Annotated in this window: 22 protein-coding genes and 1 riboswitch; of the genes, 4 read left to right on the forward strand and 18 right to left on the reverse strand. The window is 44.0% G+C overall.

The window, feature by feature from the left end; genetic code table 11:
• Positions 1-21 precede the first annotated feature (21 nt).
• The 7 genes from spoT to FE810_RS08220 form a co-directional block, all read right to left on the reverse strand.
• Positions 22-2,139, reverse strand: coding sequence for a bifunctional GTP diphosphokinase/guanosine-3',5'-bis pyrophosphate 3'-pyrophosphohydrolase (spoT, locus tag FE810_RS08190; protein ID WP_138319567.1), 2,118 nt, complete (start codon positions 2,137-2,139; stop codon positions 22-24).
• Between the two features lie 113 nt (positions 2,140-2,252).
• Entirely contained in the window at positions 2,253-2,528 is a 276-nt protein-coding gene (rpoZ, locus tag FE810_RS08195; RefSeq protein WP_138319568.1) for a DNA-directed RNA polymerase subunit omega, read from the reverse strand.
• Positions 2,529-2,663: 135 nt separating this feature from the next.
• Positions 2,664-3,290 (reverse strand): guanylate kinase, encoded by a 627-nt coding sequence (gene gmk / locus FE810_RS08200; RefSeq protein ID WP_138319569.1) that lies wholly within the window; start codon positions 3,288-3,290, stop codon positions 2,664-2,666.
• Between the two features lie 127 nt (positions 3,291-3,417).
• Entirely contained in the window at positions 3,418-4,140 is a 723-nt protein-coding gene (locus tag FE810_RS08205; RefSeq protein WP_138319570.1) for a sulfotransferase-like domain-containing protein, read from the reverse strand.
• 45 nt (positions 4,141-4,185) lie between these two features.
• On the reverse strand, positions 4,186-5,127 hold the full coding sequence (locus FE810_RS08210; RefSeq protein ID WP_138319571.1) for an aminotransferase class IV: 942 nt from the start codon (positions 5,125-5,127) through the stop codon (positions 4,186-4,188).
• Between the two features lie 156 nt (positions 5,128-5,283).
• Complete coding sequence (locus FE810_RS08215) at positions 5,284-6,471, reverse strand: amino acid aminotransferase (RefSeq protein WP_138319572.1); 1,188 nt, start codon at positions 6,469-6,471, stop codon at positions 5,284-5,286.
• Between the two features lie 147 nt (positions 6,472-6,618).
• Entirely contained in the window at positions 6,619-7,335 is a 717-nt protein-coding gene (locus FE810_RS08220; RefSeq protein ID WP_138319573.1) for a DUF445 family protein, read from the reverse strand.
• Positions 7,336-7,564: 229 nt separating this feature from the next.
• On the opposite strand from FE810_RS08220, the gene FE810_RS08225 reads away from it, so the two are divergent.
• Positions 7,565-7,759 (forward strand): (2Fe-2S)-binding protein, encoded by a 195-nt coding sequence (locus tag FE810_RS08225; RefSeq protein WP_138319574.1) that lies wholly within the window; start codon positions 7,565-7,567, stop codon positions 7,757-7,759.
• A 101-nt stretch (positions 7,760-7,860) separates the two neighbouring features.
• Here the strand turns inward: FE810_RS08225 and bfr (FE810_RS08230) are convergent, their stop codons facing one another.
• The 5 genes from bfr (FE810_RS08230) to FE810_RS08250 all read right to left on the reverse strand — a co-directional run bounded on the left by bfr (FE810_RS08230) (position 7,861) and on the right by FE810_RS08250 (position 11,106).
• Positions 7,861-8,334: a bacterioferritin gene (bfr, locus tag FE810_RS08230; RefSeq protein ID WP_138319575.1), complete on the reverse strand. Its 474-nt coding sequence runs from the start codon at positions 8,332-8,334 to the stop codon at positions 7,861-7,863.
• Between the two features lie 9 nt (positions 8,335-8,343).
• On the reverse strand, positions 8,344-8,823 hold the full coding sequence (gene bfr / locus FE810_RS08235) for a bacterioferritin (RefSeq protein WP_138319576.1): 480 nt from the start codon (positions 8,821-8,823) through the stop codon (positions 8,344-8,346).
• A 226-nt stretch (positions 8,824-9,049) separates the two neighbouring features.
• Positions 9,050-9,532, reverse strand: a complete 483-nt coding sequence (locus FE810_RS08240; protein WP_138319577.1) for a hypothetical protein — start codon at positions 9,530-9,532, stop codon at positions 9,050-9,052.
• 49 nt (positions 9,533-9,581) lie between these two features.
• Positions 9,582-10,175, reverse strand: coding sequence for a DUF938 domain-containing protein (locus FE810_RS08245; protein WP_138319578.1), 594 nt, complete (start codon positions 10,173-10,175; stop codon positions 9,582-9,584).
• Between the two features lie 58 nt (positions 10,176-10,233).
• Positions 10,234-11,106, reverse strand: coding sequence for a mechanosensitive ion channel family protein (locus tag FE810_RS08250; protein WP_138319579.1), 873 nt, complete (start codon positions 11,104-11,106; stop codon positions 10,234-10,236).
• Positions 11,107-11,433: 327 nt separating this feature from the next.
• On the opposite strand from FE810_RS08250, the gene FE810_RS08255 reads away from it, so the two are divergent.
• Together FE810_RS08255 and FE810_RS08260 are read left to right on the forward strand one after the other, a co-directional pair.
• The gene (locus FE810_RS08255) at positions 11,434-11,703 is read left to right on the forward strand and encodes an autorepressor SdpR family transcription factor (RefSeq protein WP_138319580.1); all 270 of its coding nucleotides are present in this window, start codon (positions 11,434-11,436) and stop codon (positions 11,701-11,703) included.
• Positions 11,704-11,705: 2 nt separating this feature from the next.
• Positions 11,706-12,380 carry an SdpI family protein gene (locus FE810_RS08260; protein WP_138319581.1) on the forward strand — a complete coding sequence of 225 codons (675 nt, stop codon included), beginning with the start codon at positions 11,706-11,708 and terminating at the stop codon, positions 12,378-12,380.
• A 166-nt stretch (positions 12,381-12,546) separates the two neighbouring features.
• On the opposite strand, the gene FE810_RS08265 is transcribed toward FE810_RS08260, so the two are convergent.
• The 5 genes from FE810_RS08265 to FE810_RS08285 form a co-directional block, all read right to left on the reverse strand.
• Positions 12,547-12,792, reverse strand: a complete 246-nt coding sequence (locus FE810_RS08265) for a DUF6482 family protein (protein ID WP_138319582.1) — start codon at positions 12,790-12,792, stop codon at positions 12,547-12,549.
• Between the two features lie 182 nt (positions 12,793-12,974).
• On the reverse strand, positions 12,975-14,036 hold the full coding sequence (locus FE810_RS08270) for a phosphotransferase family protein (protein ID WP_138319583.1): 1,062 nt from the start codon (positions 14,034-14,036) through the stop codon (positions 12,975-12,977).
• Positions 14,037-14,128: 92 nt separating this feature from the next.
• Positions 14,129-14,755 carry a nicotinamide riboside transporter PnuC gene (gene pnuC, locus FE810_RS08275; protein WP_138319584.1) on the reverse strand — a complete coding sequence of 209 codons (627 nt, stop codon included), beginning with the start codon at positions 14,753-14,755 and terminating at the stop codon, positions 14,129-14,131.
• A complete protein-coding gene (locus FE810_RS08280) occupies positions 14,755-15,021 on the reverse strand; it encodes a YkoF family thiamine/hydroxymethylpyrimidine-binding protein (RefSeq protein ID WP_138319585.1) in 267 nt (88 codons plus the stop codon). Before FE810_RS08280 ends, pnuC begins: the two co-directional genes overlap by 1 nt.
• A 68-nt stretch (positions 15,022-15,089) precedes the next feature.
• On the reverse strand, positions 15,090-17,207 hold the full coding sequence (locus FE810_RS08285) for a TonB-dependent receptor (protein ID WP_138319586.1): 2,118 nt from the start codon (positions 17,205-17,207) through the stop codon (positions 15,090-15,092).
• Positions 17,208-17,301: 94 nt separating this feature from the next.
• A riboswitch (TPP riboswitch) is annotated at positions 17,302-17,407 on the reverse strand.
• 581 nt (positions 17,408-17,988) lie between these two features.
• Here FE810_RS08285 and FE810_RS08290 point away from each other — a divergent pair.
• Complete coding sequence (locus FE810_RS08290) at positions 17,989-18,783, forward strand: SDR family NAD(P)-dependent oxidoreductase (RefSeq protein ID WP_138319587.1); 795 nt, start codon at positions 17,989-17,991, stop codon at positions 18,781-18,783.
• Here FE810_RS08290 and FE810_RS08295 read toward each other — a convergent pair.
• On the reverse strand, positions 18,780-19,604 hold the full coding sequence (locus tag FE810_RS08295) for a hypothetical protein (protein ID WP_138319588.1): 825 nt from the start codon (positions 19,602-19,604) through the stop codon (positions 18,780-18,782). The genes FE810_RS08290 and FE810_RS08295 overlap by 4 nt on opposite strands.
• Positions 19,605-19,744: the final 140 nt, after the last annotated feature.

Genomic DNA, 19,744 nt, shown 5'->3' on the forward strand with positions numbered 1-19,744 from the left:
TGTAATTCCTAGTTATTCTCGTTATTTTCTCGGCCGGATAACTTTTTGCACATCCGGCATAATTTTGATTTTACGAATAATGCTGGCGATATGAACCCGGTTGCGACAGGTTAACTCAATCGAAATCAGATAGAGATTGGAGTCTTTTTCTTCGGTATTCAAGGTTCGGATATTGGACTCACATTGCGAGATAACCGACGTAAGTTTTGCCAATACCCCCTGATGATTTATGATTTCGACCCGCAGTAATGCGATAAATTCATTGTCGACATCCTGATCCCATTTCACCGGGAAGAACTTGCCCAGTTCTTTTTCGCGACCGCTAATGTTTCGACAACCATCCTGATGCACCATCAACCCTTTGCCGGAAGAGATATACGCGACAATGTCATCGCCAGGAATCGGGTGGCAACACTTACCATAGGTAACCAGCATGCCTTCAGAGCCTTTGATTGGCATCTTCGCCTTACCGTAAACCGGTTCATCGCTGTCAGAGGTAAAATCGCCGGTTAAACGTCGGGCCACACCAATACTTAAGGCATTACCTAAACCAATATTGACCAATAACTCGTCCATGGAATGATAACCGGTATCATTTACTACCTGCTCAATTTTATCCTCTGGAATATCATCGAGATCCATTTGCCCTAGGGCGTGGGTCAGGAGTCGCTTACCTAACGCTAATGATTGGCTCTCTTCCTGGGAACGCAGATAATGACGAATTTGTAATCGCGCTTTGGCCGTCACCACAAAGTTTAACCAGGTGGCATTCGGATGCGCACCACTGGCCGTAATCACCTCAATGGTTTGCCCTGATAACAATGGTTGTCTTAACGGGTATGGTTTGCGCTCTACTTTCGCGCCAACACAACTATTACCAACGTCAGTGTGAACCGCATAGGCAAAATCTACCGCCGTGGCGCCCATCGGCAACTCAATAATTTTCCCCTCTGGGGTAAACACGTAAATTTCTTCTGGGAACAAATCGGTTTTGACGTTTTCAATAAATTCAAACGAGCTACCCGCACTTTGTTGTAGCTCCATTAAGCTTTGCATCCATTTACGGGCGCGCACCTGAGCTGTGGTGCCACTATCGTCCTCACCATCTTGCTTATACAACCAATGGGCCGCAACACCACGGTCTGCCATTTGGTCCATATCCGTGGTGCGGATTTGAATTTCTACCGGGATCCCATGGGGACCAATCAATGAGGTGTGTAATGACTGATATCCGTTACTTTTTGGGATCGCTATGTAGTCTTTAAAACGGGTTTCGATTGGCTTGAACAGGTTATGAACGGCACCAAGCGCGCGGTAACAAGTATCGATTTTATTATCGACAATAATCCGAAACGCATAGATATCCATCACTTCATTGAACATTAATTCTTTGTTCAGCATTTTCCGGTAGATGGAATAAAGGTGTTTTTCACGGCCAATGACCTGAGCGGCGATACCCGAATCTTCCAGACGAGTTTCAATCTCACTCTGTATATTGGCAATAATTTCTTTACGATTACCACGAGCTTGTTTTACCGCTTGCTTTAATGCGCGTGAACGCATCGGATACAGAGCTTCAAAGCCGAGTACTTCCAATTCATTTTTAATGCCATGGATACCCAAACGGTTGGCGATCGGCGCGTAAATTTCCAGCGTTTCCCGGGCAATGCGACGTCGTTTTTCCGGACGCAAAGAACCTAGGGTGCGCATATTGTGGGTGCGGTCGGCAAGCTTAATCAAAATCACCCGAATATCCTGCACCATGGCGAGGATCATTTTTCGGAAGTTTTCCGCCTGAGCTTCTTGCTTAGAACTAAAGCTAAGTTTGTCCAGCTTACTCACGCCTTCCACTAACTCAGCCACGGTTGAGCCAAATAGCTCTGCCAATTCATCTTTGGTGGTTTCAGTATCTTCAATCACATCATGCAGCAGTGCTGCCATCAATGTTTCGTGATCAAGGTGCATGTCCGCCAAATTGCGAGCCACAGCCACAGGGTGAGTAATGTAGGGGTCGCCGCTCGAGCGCATTTGTCCATCGTGGGCATCAAAGGCCACGAGGTACGCCTGCTTTAGCAATTCAACTTGCTCGGCAGGTAAATAGCTTTCGGCTTGTTTTTTTAATGGTTCAAATAAGTACACCCATATCTCCCAGGGAATACAGTCAGAAAGAAATCAGAAGGGGCTGATCTAAGAATACGTGGAAAAAGTAAGAAAGCCAATGGTTAAGAGCTTAACCATTGGCTGGGGATCCATTAAATCTGGTTGCCAACAATCGCAGCAACTGCAGCTAACTCTGCAGAGTCTTGTTGTACTTGTTCCTGGCGATCAGCATTGTCCATAATTTCAGTGTTGATCAATTCTGCTTCGATTTCACGAAGGGCCAGTACAGTCGGCTTGTCATTTTCAATTTCAACCAGGGCATCTTTACCACCAGTTGCGATTTGACGAGCACGACGTGACGCGATCAAAACCAAATCAAAACGATTACCAACTTTATCAACTGCATCTTCAACAGTAACGCGAGCCATTTATTCACTCCAAGTGCAAGGGGTTTTATACAAGATTGTGTAGTTTACTAAATGCTTAAAGTTTATGCTAGGGATCTTTTTAGACGAATTGCGATCCTGTCGCACCATATTCGGCAGTTTGGGCCGAAATGCAATTTAATCTTCCAGCAATTGTGCAAACATTTGTTGATGCTTAATTGCCTGCTGTGAACGTTTTAAACGCTGATTATTTACAATCGTCGTTAAATCCGCCAACGCCGTTTCAAAATCGTCATTAACCACAATATAGTCAAACTCTTGAAAATGTGAACTTTCGGATTTTGCCTGGGCCATGCGCTCTGCAATCACTTCGTCACTATCCTGACCGCGAGACTGCAAACGACTGAGCAATTCTTCTTTACTGGGTGGAGAAATAAAAATAGTCGTAACCTGCGGATGACGTAAGCGAACCTGCTGTGCACCTTGCCAGTCAATATCAAGAAATACATCACTACCTTGTTGAATCTGCGCATCAATGGCGGCTTCCGAAGTGCCGTAATAATTTCCAAAGACTTCTGCCCACTCGTAGAATGCATTGTCATCAATCAGCGCTTTAAATTCATCGACACTAACAAAGTGATAATGCTCGCCGTCAACCTCGCCGGGGCGGGCATCGCGGGTAGTGTGGGAAACCGATACCTGCATCGCGCGATCAGATTTTTGCGCCAGCAAGGCTTTAATGAGACTGGATTTACCTGCACCGCTCGGGGCAGACAAAATAAACAAATTACCGGGAACCGACACGCGAACTCCAAAATGATTCTGATAAAAATGGCTATTCTAAACCAAAATCGGAGTTTTCTCTAAGAAAACTAAATATCAAGGGGTCAGAGTTGTTGAAAGATCAACAACTCTGACCCCTTGATAAAAGCTAGAGAATTATCCGCTTTGCATACATCTGCTGATAAGCTTCCATATTGTCATCAGCAACAGCTTGCAGTTCTGCACACAGTTCTGTCGCTTCAGGCCGATAAGGTTCAAAGCCAGTAGAGGCTTCCACTCGCTGATACCAGTGCGGAGCCCAGACACCGTCTGAATCTCTCTTACCGGCAGGCCAGGATAACATCGCCTCGTCAAAATCCAGCCCTAACTGTTCGCACACAGACGATAACGCCGCTCGGGGATTTTTCAAAACATCCTGGCCATCAATCACCGGAATATTCTGGCCGCTGATTTCACTAATTTGCTGATAAAGCTGCCACTGGCGTTTAATGCCAATATCTTCATCATTCACTTCGCTGATTTTTTTCACATAGGAATTGATTACATTGGCGGGATTACGGATCAAGAAGCAGTGCTTCAACTCACCACAAAAGCTTAAATCGATTTCATCAAGCATATGATGAGTCATCATTTTTTGATAAAACAACGGCCTATCAACATCTTGCAATAATTGCTCGACCACTTGCTGCCATTGCTGTGGCTGACTTTCCAAAACAGCATCCTGCATTGGGTGAACCTTACCGCTTGCCCGCAAATAATACGCATAAAAAGGCTCATCAATCACCATTGCATCAGGACGATTTTCCCAGGCGCGCATCATTGCCGTTGAAATATTACGTGGGCCAGACCACATAGCCAGTCTTAGTGTCATATCAAACCTCAGTTCAACTCATTAAGATATATACGTTAAGCGCCTCTAAGCTTCAAACAGGCTCGAGTGGCATTCATTGGCAATCATTTGCAAATACAGTTGTTGTAAACGATGCACCATTGGGCCTTTGCTTTGGCGATTTGGGTAATCCCCAATATCACGACCATCGACCACTTTTACCGGCGTCACACCCGCAAACGTACCGGTGACAAACGCTTCATCGGCACCATAGACTTCCGCCAATGAAAAGTTTTTCTCATACACCGGAATATGGGCAAGTTTACAGAGTTTGATAATGTTAGAGCGGGTGATACCAGCCAGGCAATAATCACCGGTTGAAGTCCACACTTCGCCATCACGAACAATAAAGAAATGGGTGGAGTTACAGGTAGACACAAAGCCATGGGGATCTAACATTAACGCTTCATCGGCGCCGGCTTTGGTGGCCTGAATGCAGCCAAAAATACAATTTAATTTAGAGTGACTGTTGAGTTTCGGGTCCTGCACATCGGGGTAGCCACGACGCACATAAACCGTATACAAATCCAGGCCTCGATTGGCAGAATCCGGTGCTGGGATTTTGTATTCCGGGATAATCACAATCGTCGCCGGAGAAATCGTCACCCGAGGATCTTGATAGGGCGTAGATTTAACCCCTCGGCTGACCATCAAACGAATATGGACATGATCTTCCATGCCATTCGCAAGGCAGGTATCTAACACGCGTTGCTGCAATTGCTGCGGCGAGATGCCGATATCTAAATCCAGTGCTTTGGCGCCCTCATATAAGCGCTTCAGATGCTGATCAATAAAAGGCAGTTTGCCATGGTGCAGGCGCAATCCTTCCCAGACACCATCACCAAGGATAAAACCGGAATCAAAAACTGAAATTTTCGCTTCGTGGCGAGCAAAGAGTTCGCCATTGATATTGATTTGAATATGCTCATTACGAGCATCATCATTGGAGTGATGACTACCAGTGCTCATGACAGGACTCTTTATTGTTATTTTTTTGTTAATTTCTAAGTGAATAAATTAGCGAGTTAATGCTGAGCAGGCAACAGATATTTTAGGGAATTTTTGATTGAGGCGAGGGTAATTGAATCAACCGGCAGAGCAGCCGGCTGATTCGCAAGATTTTACTTATAAAACTTTGGCAATGGATTGCGCTAAATATTCCACATTGTTTGTGGAAATACCGGCAATGCTCATCCGCGATGAACCCACCATATAAATGCTGAACTCATCTTGTAAGCGTTGCACTTGCTGTGGGGTAATGCCCAAGAACGAGAACATACCTTTCTGGCTAGTGATAAACGAAAAATCACGTTCAACACCCTGTGCCTTGATATTATCGACAAGCAACTGACGATTTTCGTTAATGCGATTACGCATTACCGCCAATTCCGTATGCCATTGCTGGGTCAACTCATTGGAAGACAAAATCGTTTCTACCAATGCCGCACCGTGTGCCGGTGGCATTGAATAAATACAACGTACCACGGATAGCAATACTGATTGCGCAATATCTGTGGTCACAACGTCTTTACCAATAATGCTACACGCACCGATACGTTCGCGATATAAACCAAAGTTCTTAGAGCAAGAACTACATAGGATCATCTCGGCTACATGGGCGGCCATTAGGCGTACGCCGTAGGCATCTTCGTCCAGACCTTCGCCAAAACCCTGATAAGCCATATCAATCAATGGTGTGAAACCCACTTCTTTGGTCAGCTCAACAATTTCCTGCCACTGCTGCTGATTCAAATCCATACCACTTGGGTTATGACAACAAGCGTGTAGAAGTACCACGTCATCCGCACTGACTTGTGCAAGTGCGCCTTTCATTTCATCAAACTTCAACGATTTATTTTCGTAATCGTAGTAAGGATAGGTTTTCACAATCAGACCTGAAGCCTGGAACAAGCCCGTATGGTTTGCCCACGTCGGATCGCTTACCCAAATCGTTGCGCCTGGCTTGCAGGAGCGAATAAATTCTGCTGCAACACGCAATGCACCGGTACCACCTGGGGTAGATACCGTACGGACACGGTTTTGCGCAATCACTTCGTGATCAGCAAAAATCAAATCGGTCATTTTTTCATTGAACACTGGGCTGCCGGCAGGACCGATGTAAACCTTGGTTTGCTCATAATCATGACGATGCTTTTCAGCGGTCTTTACGCAATCCAAAATGGTGGTATCACCATATTCATTTTTATAGACACCGACGCCTAAGTCGATTTTATTAGGATTTTCGTCAAGACGATATTTTGCCAGTAGCCCAAGAATAGGATCAGCTGGCAATGCTGATAAATTACCAAACATGGTTTTTGCTACCTTATTAAAAGTGAAAAAGTAAGAGGGGTTAAGCGGCAAGCATACATTAGTTGCCTTTGAAAATTAAGGTTAAAAATGGGGAAATTGGTTAAATTTTGCCAAATTTTCCCCACGCTGGTTTTTTAACCACAGTGTTTAAGACATGAAGTCACTAATCAGTGCCACTATCAGGCCGATAAGTCCGCCAAACACTCCTCCCCAGACAACAAGCCAACCAAGGTGTTTACGGATCATCTGCTGAATAATATCCTTAACCATGTCAGGCGTTAATTCGTCCAGTCGTTGTTCAATAATGGCTTCGACTTTTTGGCGCATCCCTTCCAATACATTCGGTTGTTCAAGTTGCTCACGCACCAACGCATTAAACTCATCCTGCTCACTAATGTTTAACAAAGATGCTTTCATTTTTTCAATAAATGGCTGTTGCAGCGGTTGCAGGGCTTCATTACCACCAAACATCGCAAGCATGCTGCCAAAAGAAGATTCTTCAATGGTCTGCACCAGGGAATGAAATGCTGGTTCCAAATCTACCTTGTGAATGACACTGGAAAAATCAAAATGCACCGCTTCGCCACTTCCCTGAGACAAGAATTTATCAATATTATGATCGGTGAAAAATTGCGTCATCATCATATTGGCAATGGCCCGCTTAAAGGCGTCAAATTGCGATGGGATCACGCCAGAACCATAAAGAAAAGGGACTTTCTCAAACAGCATATGAATCGCAAGAACATTGGTAATTGCACCAGACAAGGCAAAAACACCAACCGAAAATAAAATATTTTGCGATAAGAAATAACCAACTAGTGCCAGCACCAGGGCAATAGTATTTGTAATGTAGCTTTTATTCACAACGGCTCCATAAGTTATAAAACTGGCATTTTATCAATGAGTTCAGTGTTGCCTCAAGATGTAATCCGATTTTTGCTGTCAGTGTAGAATATCTTTTGTACTGTGAATATATCGATAAACCGGGGCCGGGGGCACAAAAAAGTTACATTTTTATAACGCAAACACAGTTGATAATCATTATCATTTAGATTAATCTTAGCTCCAGTGTAATTATTAAACAGAATTTTTGATGTACGTTTGCATTTGTCACGGTATTACCGAACAACAAATTAAAGAATCAACGCTTGAGGGTGCTAGCTCCATGCGGTGTCTTCGAACCCAGCTTGCTGTGGCATCATCCTGCGGCAAATGCTCGCCCGTGGCGAAAATGGTATTAGACGAAAGTTTATTGGCGTTGGCTGAAGAAGCTCAGGCAGTCGCATAAAGATTATTCTGCACCAAAAAAAGCCGGCTTTTGCCGACATTTTTGTCTTCCGTACAATCCGTGATCTGAAACCTGAAACCTGAAACCTGAAACTCAGGAATTTACTCATCATCCATCATTTTTTGTAGATAATTTTTTAATCCGGCGTTTTCAATCAGGTATTGCTGGGCTTCAAGCCAATCAATTTGTTCTTCCTGATGTTCAAGGATTTCTTCTAGCATATCGCGACTGACATAATCCTGATGTTGCTCACAGAACAATATCGTAGCCTTCAGGGTATCGAGAGAATCCATTTCAAATGCCAGATTTGCAGCAATCATCTCCTCGCAATGCTCGCCGATTCGAAGTCGACCAAGATGTTGCAGGTTGGGTAACCCCTCTAGAAATAGTATCCGTTCAATAATCTCATCGGCATTTTTCATTACTTTAATCGAGCGCTTGTAATCCGCCTTATTTAACCGTTTGAATCCCCAGTTTTTGTGCATACGGGCATGCAGGAAATACTGATTAATGGCAATCAGCTCATTGGCAAGCACATTGTTGAGTTGCTGAATTAACTCTTTCGTTGTTTTCATGGCAGGCTCCTATTCACTGTCACCCATTTGCGACTGAATGTAGTTTTTCATGCCAATTTTATCGATTAGCCCGAGTTGCTTCTCCAACCAATAAACGTGATCTTCCTCGGTATCATATAAGAGCTTTTCGAGTATTTCGCGGGTTTGATAATCCTGCTCCTTTTCACACAATCCAATCACATCCTTTAATGCCTGAACAACTTCTATTTCCAGGACCAGGTCATTTTCCATCATCTCTTTAACATCACTGCCAATCAGCAAATCCCGGCGCTTGACCATATTAGGTTTGCCTTCGAGAAATAACATGCGTTTGATCAGAAAATCCGCATGCTCTGTTTCTTCTTCGCGCTCATGTTCGAGGCGTACAAACAAACGATCTAAACCCCAGTCGTCATACATTCTGGAATGAATAAAATATTGATCGATTGCCGCAAGCTCATTGGCAAGAAGGGCATTCAAGCCGTCCAATACCTTTTTGTTACCTTTCATCACATCCCTCTTTTGGTTTGACATACCTTATCTAAGGATAGATTAATCGCCGCCAAAATCAGGTTTTTTCACAAAAATATCAATTAGATATAAATGATAACAATTAACATTCACGTTACTAATGGAAGGGTGTAGGCGGTAAGCGAGCGCACACCAACTGGCATAATAAAGCCCGGTTCAAAAACCAGGCTTTATTGTTACTCTCTAACCAGCTGATAAGCCGCTATTATTTTTCAATTTGCAGATACTGGAGTGCTTGATTGTTAACACATTGCGTAAAACTTTTTTGTCGCTCTGTCTTATCCAAAGATTCAATGGCCTGAGCGACTTGAGTCATTTTTTGTTGTTGCTCCTGTTTAGCCAAATGCTTGGTTTGATCACTGAAGCAGCCGGTAATACCATAATTAAGCGCTTTATCTGAGCCAATGCTATCTTCACCCAAACAATCTATCAATTGCTGGCCTAACGTGTCTTTGTCGGTTCTTAAAATTAACGTTTCGATACTATCACTTGTTTGCGGTGTGTCTTGGTTGGCCAATTGACAGCCAAAGTACATATCCGCTACCGCAACCTTTGCCATCAGATTTTGATGAATTTCCGCAAAATTATTCACGAGATCTTGCTCGTTGGTAGAAGTGTTTTCTGCGGCAAATGCCGAGAATGTAAAAGCAGAGCTAATAAAAAGACTCGCTAGGCGACGTAAAGTCATAAGGTTAAAACCTCAAAAATATCAGTAATAGGTCAATCATACCTGAAGGTTATTGACGATAAAATATCAGCAATTGATTGTTTGCTGGCATAGCAATGTCTTCATGCAATGAAAAATTAGAGTTTGCCGCCAACGATTCAATCCATTCAATATCACGTATGCCACTTTGCGGATCTCGGTCTAACAACCATTGCTGAAACTCAGCATTGCTCGAACTGGTGTATTGTCCCTGGTATTTAAACGGACCATAAATCATCAGAGTCCCCCCAGATTTCACGATAGACTGAGCAAGGGTAAAGAAGCGCTCAACTAATGCAGGGGCGACAATATGCAAGGTATTCGCCGTATACAAACAATCCATTTGCGTTTGCTGCCAGGTTTTGGCATCGATTAAATCCAAATGCACAGGCGCCAGCAGATTGTCACCGCCAAAGTCACGAATGTTATTCGCCAGAGGTGCCAGGTGCGGTTTGATATCACTGCATTGCCAGCGAATGTCTGGACGGTGCTGGGTAAAGTGCAATGCGTGTTGACCCGACAGGCTGCCAACCTCAAATACTGTCGAGTGTTGTTTCAATCGTGCTGCGATTTGCTCTAAAATAACCTGTTTGTTGCGCTCACAGGAGGGCGAAAAGTTTTCCATATCTAAGCACTAGCTAAGCATTAGTTAAAAATTTCGCCCAGTCTATCCTAAATGAATCCTACTTTGCTACCTGATGAATATGCACATCTTGTTGTGGGTACGGGATTGATAAACCATTGTCATCAAACGCCTGTTTAATGTTTTCCATAAACTCAAAGTAAACATCCCAATAGTCACCACTGTTTACCCAGACTCGCACAAATAGGTCGACACTGCTGGCTCCATGGGCACCAACCACCACCATACGATCAGGCTCAGCCAATAAGCGATCATCTTTATCCAATAAATCATTGATGACTTTTTTCGCCTCACTGATCGAATCGTCGTAACTGATGCTCACTACGAAATCGACCCGGCGGGTATCCTCAGAGGAGTAATTCACTAAACTACCATTAGATAACAAACCGTTGGGTATAAACACCCGCTTATTATCCGGTGTTTTTAATACCGTATTGAAAATCTGAATTTCTTCTACTGTGCCACTTTGTCCCTGAGCATCAATGAAATCACCGGCTCGGAACGGTCGATACATTAAGATTAAAATACCGCCGGCGAAGTTTGCAAGGCTGCCTTGCAACGCCAGACCAACGGCTAAACCAGCCGCACCTAGCAACGCTATTAGCGAGGTAGTTTCAATACCAACCATCGAGGCAAAAATGATGATACATATGACCTTGAGAACCGCTGAGATAATATCTAAGAGGAATTTTTTTAAGGTCACTTCCACTTCGCGCCGTTCCATTGCCCTATCAAGAAAACGGACGATGGCATTGGCAACCCAAAGGGTTATGCGCAAGACAATTAGCGCGATGACAAAACTGATCGCAAAATCGATCAGCATCTCAGAATATTTATCGATATATTGCGCTAAGGTTGAAACATCAATTTTGTCTGCCTTTTCGGCGACGTTTCCTTCTTCCTGTTTTTGCATTACTTGCTCCTGAATTCCACTTACTTAAATAAAGAGTAGCTCAATATGGGTCATGGATTGAGTGTAGCCTGTTGCCCAGCGCAAACTCAAATATTTAGGCTAATAAACGCACAAAAAACTTTGCATTTACTATTTGAATCATCGCCTTAGGGGAAGAGTAGCAACATATTGAAGCGTAATTATTCCGTAGCTAGCGCGAACATAACAACGCATATATTGGTATCAGGTTCGATGATTAACATTGTTTATTAAAGCAGCAAACTTGCTTTTATTTCGTTATTTCGCTAAATTACGAAATAAGCTTTCAAACATGGTTAAGGGGTCAATGTGGCTGACGTGTATCAGGCATTATCCAGTTCTGTCCGACGGGACATCCTGGCGTTATTAAAAAAGCAGGATTTGAGTGCGGGCGATATCGCCGAACAACTCGATGTCGGACGTTCCACCTTATCTGGGCATTTAAACGTACTGAAATCTGCGGATTTGGTTGCAACCCAACGTCAGGGGACAACCATAATGTACAGTTTAAAGACCAGTGTTGTCGAAGATGTCCTTAACCAACTTTACAGTCTTTTTTCTAAAGATAACAAGGAGTAGATATGTCTGCGATGCGTTGTGCCTGGGGAGTGTTTTTACTCACCTTAATCGCCTGCCTTGCCGGGCTTTGGCTATTACCACTAGAGATACAAATTCCTCACCATTGGAATATCCATGGTGAGCCTGACCGCTATGGCTCCCTAATGTCGGCATTAATTTACCCGCCATTGGTGATATTGGGGATCTTGCTGCTGCTTTCTTTATTGAAACATTTCGAACCACGCCGCGAAAACCTGCAGGAATCAGAGAAAGCCAAAGGCTGGATTGGATTGGCTGTGAGTTTAATGTTAGCCCTGATTGCCGGAGCGAATCTGGCCATGGGCATGGGTTATGAAGTGCCTATGTTGCGCCTAATCATGGTGGCTATCTTTGTACTGTTTATCGTTGTAGGTAATTTCTTATCGAAAACGCGCAGTAACTTTTTTATCGGTATTCGCACCCCATGGACATTATCGAGCGATGAAAACTGGCGCAAAACGCACCATTTGGGTGGACGACTCTTTATGCTGGCAGGCGTGCTTGGATTGTTTATTTCCTTCGCGTTACCGCATCAACTATTAACCTGGTTGATGTTGGGTTTAATCTTGCCAGCATCGTTCATTCCCATAATTTATAGTTGGTATTTGTGGCATAAAGATGGCGGTTCAACGACTAATACTAGCTCGAACTCAAAATAGGCGAGCTTACGAACAATCCAAGACCTATGAAGATATTGAAACAAAGACAGGAGATTCAGTAACAAGCCCAGATTTTAAAAATGTCGGTTAGAGCGATATTAATCGTGTCATAAAAAAGCCTGAACAATTCAGGCTTTTTCTAATAAATAGAGATGGATATAGTGAATTACCAATTCAATTTGATGCGTAGTTTATCGTTCGAGGATGGCAGGCCGCACATCTCCTCATAAGGGGTTGCCTGTTCGAGCCAGACTTCGTTTAAGAAGTGCTCATTGAAGTGCTCTTTAACATCGGCCAGACAATTAAATTTTAATGGTTGTTGATTGTCATCGGTCACGACGGTGTGTTCACCACCATCACCAACTTTGACTAAATACGAGTTTCCTTCCAACGATTCAATAAACAAGTCCATAAACTACCTCACTCTGGATCCGTAACACCCACTAAGATGCTGTGTACCTTGTGGGAACCTTTAAAATAAACGGATGGGAAAATGGAAAGGATCAATCAACTTCAGTTGACATCACACAGCCTAAATTTAACTGTAGCGCAATTTTGGCCTGGTTCTAGTGACTTTTCAGGAGAATGGGCAGTTTAATTTGTAAACAAATAAGACAGCGTGGACGATTGGGTCAGTGATTCGAAGGCGTTTATCTGCCAATGGGCAGAGGCAATAAACTTTTCATTTTCCCGGCCTTTCAGGATAAACCACAGGCTATTTAATAATAAACATACGGGAAGATAAGCCCGAAGCAAATCGACATTAACATTTGCTCCTGAAGATGCTTGATAACCTTGTACCGCAAGCCCTGGAAACGGTTGAACATGGCCGTTTTGGTGGTTACTAGATTTGTCGTCAGAGTCTTTGTATTTGTATTTGCGACAATCCTGACTAATAAATTGCTCAAGCGTTAACGGATTAATCGCAATAAACATCGCCAGATCATATTCTCTGGGCGCAAGACACAGATATTCTAAATCAACAAGCCAGGGGCGCTCGTCGGCTTCCACCATGATATTGCCAAAATGTATATCGCCATGAGTCACTACGTTGTTTGCGGCATAAGCAGCAATACCTTGTTCCGTAGGGCATACCGTATTGATTAATGACATTAACCGTTGTTCTGAGTCTTCATTCAATGCAAGCAAGCCAACCTGAGATCGCAGAGCAGAACCCAAATCTAAAGGTGCAAGCGAACCTGCTTCTAATTTTGTCGCGTGCAATGCTGCCATCACATCCATAGCAATGGCGGTTTTCTCATCATGCGATAACGCGCAATCCTGCAGGCTTGTACCATTGATAAAGCGCTGCACTTGCCATTGACTGTCCTGATAGACAATGGCTGGGCTAATGTCTGCCAAAGCGTTATTCATTGCCAAAACATTTGTCTCTGAATGCATCGCTGGCTTTATCGCAGAGTGGTTCACCAAATTGGCATTTGCGTATAATTTGATATCCGCATTTTTATTTGTACTAGGCATTGCCGCATCGATATTTTGCAAGCCTAGATGTTTGACAAAAAAAGCATCGGAATTTTGATGACCGATGACTTTGCAACAAGGATTGTTACCACTGCCCACAAGTGGGATCACCGAGACATCCAGCCCCTTAAAACAAGGCAGACGAGCCAGCTGATTAAATATCTCGGCATTCATTTACTTAATGTTCCACTAAAATTGGTTAATTTCGTTTTTATCGACGCCAAAATACGGGCTAAATAGAGTGTAAACCACAAATTTAACAGCAACTACTCAGTCGTGAGTGAAGCACTTGCGGGCAATTGCGCCTGGAGGTACTTGGCTCGCCAATGAAAATAACCATAAACCGCAATCACCACATAAACGGCGAACAAAAATGCTGTGGGTTGTAGAGATTTTTCGATATAGATGTATATTGATACCAGATCAATCACCACCCAATATAACCAGTTTTCCAGCACTTTTTGGGCAACCAGATAGGTGGCAAATACGGCAAATACCGTTGTCGCAGAATCGATGTAGGGAAAGTCTGTTGGCGTATAGGTATCCATCAACCAGCCAAGGGCCAAAGACAATACCGATAGAGCCGCAATCGCAATCATATGGGTAGATAGGCGCCAGCGAATAATGGTGAGTCCAAGCGCATTTCCAGGCGGATGCTTTTGCCAGATATACCAACCATAGATGGCCATGACAAAATAATACACCTGCAGTAAGCCATCCATCCACAGGTACACGTCATAGAAAATTGCCGTATATATCAGGGTACTGATCATCGCTGCCGGCCAGCACCAGATATTCAACTGCGCCGCCAATATCACATAGAGCAAGGCCGTTAATACTGCCGTTAATTCCCACAAAGGTAACGTGGAGAAATACTCAATAATCCCAGACATTAGACTCTGTCTTCCGCAAACTGGCGATCACCACCGATAAACTTGCAGACAAACACGGCTGCGCCCAAGGTTTCATGAACTTTTTTGATTTCGGCCATCACCGTCGACGTTGCCAAATCATATTCACCGAATACCTGAGTACTCATACCATTGGTGACAACCCGTAAACCTTCTGTCGCATTGAGGTGGTCAATAAAGCCCCAAATCTGGTCTTTGTAGGTTTCTTCCGCCAGCGGATACAGGCTGATTTCGATAGAGACTTGCATGATCACTCCTGAAAAGAATTTTAAAACTCAGAGCCCCGATATCAGGGCTCTAATGTTATCTCAACAACTTAAAAGTTGTAGTCGAAAGTTACACCGACCCGTGCAGGTTCGCCATATTGATAATATGGCTTGGCGGTATAGCCGTCACGAGGGTCATTACCAAAATAAAAACCTCGGGTAGCGTATTGCTCGTCAAAGACATTACGTCCCCATAGCTTAACGCTCCACGCATCCGCCTGATAGCTTAGCGATGCCGCCCATAACGTAACACTGTCGGATTTTTGCTCATGGCTATCGGAGAAGTAAAATTCGTCCTTACCTTCGACATTAACGTTTAATAATAACCGATCAGTGAAATAGTAATTGGCGCCAGCATTAAACTGATAGTTTGGTGCATGCGCCTGATCGCGACCGGTTTCTAGCGTACCATCGCCATAAGTAAAGCCTTCAAACTCGGTATCCAGCAAACCAAGGCTCGTGTAGACGTTTAAGGAATCGTTGATGTCCCACAACAATTCCACTTCAACGCCAGTATTGCTACCCTTGGCGGCGTTATCCCAGTAGCTGATAAATTCACTACTGCCGTCTTCGCGCTCATCTAAATGATAACTGCTGATTTGAATATCATCACGACTCATATAAAACGCTGCAATTCGAAACAACGCGCTGTTGTCCAAAAACGCCGTTTTAAAACCAATTTCATAGTTCCATAGATATTCCGGGTCAAATGCTCGAAGCTCGTCAGGCAAGCTACCATTGCTGTTAACACTACCGGCTTTATAACCGCGATTGATCGAGGCATAGGTCATTGCCGCGTCCGTTAACTGATAAGAAAGCACCAGCTTTCCGCCAATCATTGCATCATCCGGTTGAAAATCCAGACCATCAGAATTCACATAATCGGTATCGCGCTGTTCAAAACGTAACCCCGAAGTCAGCGTTAATTGCTCAGATAAATGGGTTTGTAACTCAGCAAATATTGCCAGGTTTTGCGCATCGAACGAGGAAGAATAGTCACTATCGAGGTAGGTATACTGACGGATTAAATCTTCCGACTCATTTTTCCCGTAAACCCCTACGACCCAATCGCTACTGTCAGCAAAAATACGGTGTTCAGGGTTTGACACCAAACGAAACTCTAACGTGGAGTTTTTGCGATCTCGAAGATAATGATCCGTTGATGAATATTCCCAAGGATGTAAACCAACATGACTCCAATCTTCGTCATAACCATAGGCTAAATCCGAATCGGCGTGGGTCACAATCGAAATCACATCAAATGTTTCCAGACCTGTGTAGGTAAACTTGACGCTGCCAGCCGTGGTATTTTGCTGATCGACACCAGGTTGATCCGATAGCGTCTCGCGCGTGTTATCCAAAGAGAACGCGTCATAGCCATTGTCAAAATCCGCATGAATTAAGGTAATGTCGACATCTAAATCTTCACTGGCTTCAATCGCAAGCTTTCCGCGAAGCGTTAACTCATCACGGTTATTGGTATCTTGGCGATCTAAAAACGTATTATCGATAAAACCATCGCTGACATTTTTTTCCGCGACAAAACGATAATTGATGCCATCTGTTGCCGGGCCCGATAGCACTAGGCCTGAGCTTAAGCTGTCGTAATTGGCCGCTGATAAACGCACTCGACCTTCAAATTCATCGGTTGGCGCATTGGATTGCAACGACACAACACCAGCAAGAGCATTGGCGCCAAATCGTGTCCCTTGCGGGCCTTTAAAAAACTCGACTTGTGCCATATCAAAGGTTGAAGCAATGCCGCCGATCCCCGCTAAATCGATATCATCCATCAACACCCCAACCGAGGGGTTAATTGCTTCTTGAAATTGACTGCGCTCGCCGATACCACGCACCTGGTAATATCGGGCACGTTGGGAGCCACTGGAGAAATTTACATTGGCAACCGCACCAAGAATATCTTCAAGATTTTCGGCATTGCGAGTTTCCATGTCTGCAGAAGACATGATCGTCAATGACGAGGGAATAGCTTGTAATGATTGTTCACGAAAATCCGATTGTACGGTTATCACTTCGATGCTTTGTTCGTCGGCATTCGCAGCATTATCGGATTTATTTTGGGTTTGATTTTGGGTTTGGGCAAAAGCAGAAAATGAGATTGCGCTCGTTAAGATCGCAAGAGTAATAGGTGATTGAGTAAAATTCATGTTTTTCTCTACATCATCACCGGAGTATGAAAGCGGCAGACAAATCACTCCAAACGGTTCGTTCAGGCACCTAAGATGCGAGAATCGACAGGAGAATTTAGTCTTTAACCATCCCTACGCCGGTATTATCCGTTTCAGGTAATAAGGGTTTATATTCTCAGCTCCGCATAAATTTATGCAGTGCACCCCTTGGTTCGGCAAGGATATTAACAACATTGAAATAAAAGTACAGGAAAATATAGGGTTACGGATAAAAAGGTGGGTGGATAAATAAAAAGCACGGTGGATAAATACTACTTTGGGCGTATTTTAGACGACAGACTAACGTCGGTGGATAAATGCTCCCTGCGTCGCATTTTAGACGACAGGCTAACAGCCGGTTAAGAGCAACCTATGCTGCGCTGTTTGCAGCATTGTCAGCAGCGAGAAATCTTAATTTCTTGCTGTCAGTGAGTCGAATTTTGCTGTTAATAAATTCGGCTCTGTCACCCTAGGAGTGCTTTAGCTCAACTTGTCACCCGTTTCGACTCCGGCTTGTCACCTTTTGCTCTAACCTATGCTGTGCTTTGTGCAGCATTGTCACCAGCATGAAATCCTAATTTCATGCTGTCAGTGAGTCGAATTTTGCCTTTTCAAACTCGGCTCTGTCACCCTAGGAGTGCTTTAGCTCGACTTGTCACCCTTCGCGATGTCGACTTGTCACCTTGCAAAATCGACCTCCCTTGATTTTGCTTTCGTCTATACTTTTGACTTCTATAGTCGCGAACCCCAGGCCTTTCTTATGGATCTCCAATTAACCAACAAACTCGTTTTTATTAGTGGCTCAAGTCAGGGCATCGGTCGGGCGATTGCCGAAACCATGCTCAATGAAGGTGCCCGGGTTATTGTCAATGGTCGCAGCGACCTCTCCGCGTTAATCTCTGATCTTTCGAAAAAAGGTGACGTGTATGGCGTAACCGGTGATTTATCAAAAGTCGAAGACAGTGAGCGGATATGTCAGGAAATAGATAACATTGGCGAGTTGGATGTGTTGGTCAATAATATGGGGATTTTCAGTCCTAAACCTTTTGCAGATATTGATGATAACGACTGGCAGCAGTTTTTTGATTGCAACATCATGAGCACAGTGCGCCTGTGTCGGCATTTTTTTCCGAAAATGCAACAACGTAACTTTGGCCGCATTATCAATATTGCCAGTGAAGCCGGAGCAAGGGGATTGGAAAGCATGATCCATTATTCGGTAACCAAGGGGGCGCAGATGGTGATAGGGCGAGGTCTTGCCAATCTGACTAAAGGCAGCGGGAAAAACCTGACCATTAATACGGTATTGCCGGGGCCGACATTAACCGAAGGCGTGCAAGCCTGGTTAAAAGAAAGTGCTGATGTGCAAAACAAAAGTGAAGCGGAGTTTGTGGCTGAATTTTTCAAAGAAACCGAGCCGGATTCCTTACTACAACGCTTTATCAAACCTCAGGAAATTGCCGACGTGGTAACCTTTATCGCCTCGCCGGTAAGCGGTGCCGTTAACGGTTCCAGCATTCGCGCCGAAGGTGGTTTAATTAAAACCATCCTTTAAGGTTGCGATGGGCTATCGGCTTTGCCGCCTTGCCCAAACTGAAACGTATAAGATAAGACAAAGCGCTTGTCCGCTTCATCGAGATAGGTGTTGTTATCCATTAAGAAGGTAAATGCACTGAACGAGTGAGTTTTATTCGGAGCAAAGCTTACTCCCGCGCCACCAAACCAACCTTTATAGTTTTCACCTCCGGCATTTTTAGAACCATAGCTGAAATTAACCACGGTCATTAACGTCCATGTCGGCGTTAAAGGTTTAAGGGCAAATGCGCCTAAATAGCCACTTCCCCCTTCAGATTGCACCATTTTAAAGCCGTTTTCCGGCGTTGCTTCAATCGTTATGTCATCACTATTACATTGGCTTTCTACACAAACTGGTGCCTCACCATCATTGTAGGTGTATCCGGCCATTGGGAATATCTGAAAACCCGCAGGGGCAATATCAAAATGACTCAATGGTACAAAGGTGCCGATGCTGTAATTGGTTTGATTCGCACCATTGGAGTATTCATTTTTGCCAAAGTTAAAATTGATAATGCTAAACGGGAATAACCAGGAGCCGCCGATGCGCCACTCGCTGGCATCACTATTAACCCGGGCATTTATTTTACGCACCGGATCAAAGGCAAACGAACCAGAGAAGGATACATTATTATCGTTAAAGTCGTAATTATCGGCATAGGAAATGCCAAACTTGGTGATAACTTTGGTGGGATCATCGGCTAACTTGTCGTCATTGTCATTTTTTTCGCCTTCCTGAGCAAGTGTAAATGCGGACAAAAACAGGCTCGCTAACATTAGAACAAAGCAGGTTGGTTTCATGTTCGGGCCCTTAACGGCACCTAATTAAAGGCGTTAGTTACTGAGAATAATCAATAAACTATAGCACCTTAATGTATTCCAGCTACTCGCATTGCCTGGAAAGTATTGCCTGAGAGCGCAATGCCTTATAAAGCATCAAA

This window comes from Thalassotalea litorea, assembly GCF_005843925.1.
GTDB lineage: Bacteria > Pseudomonadota > Gammaproteobacteria > Enterobacterales > Alteromonadaceae > Thalassotalea_A > Thalassotalea_A litorea_A.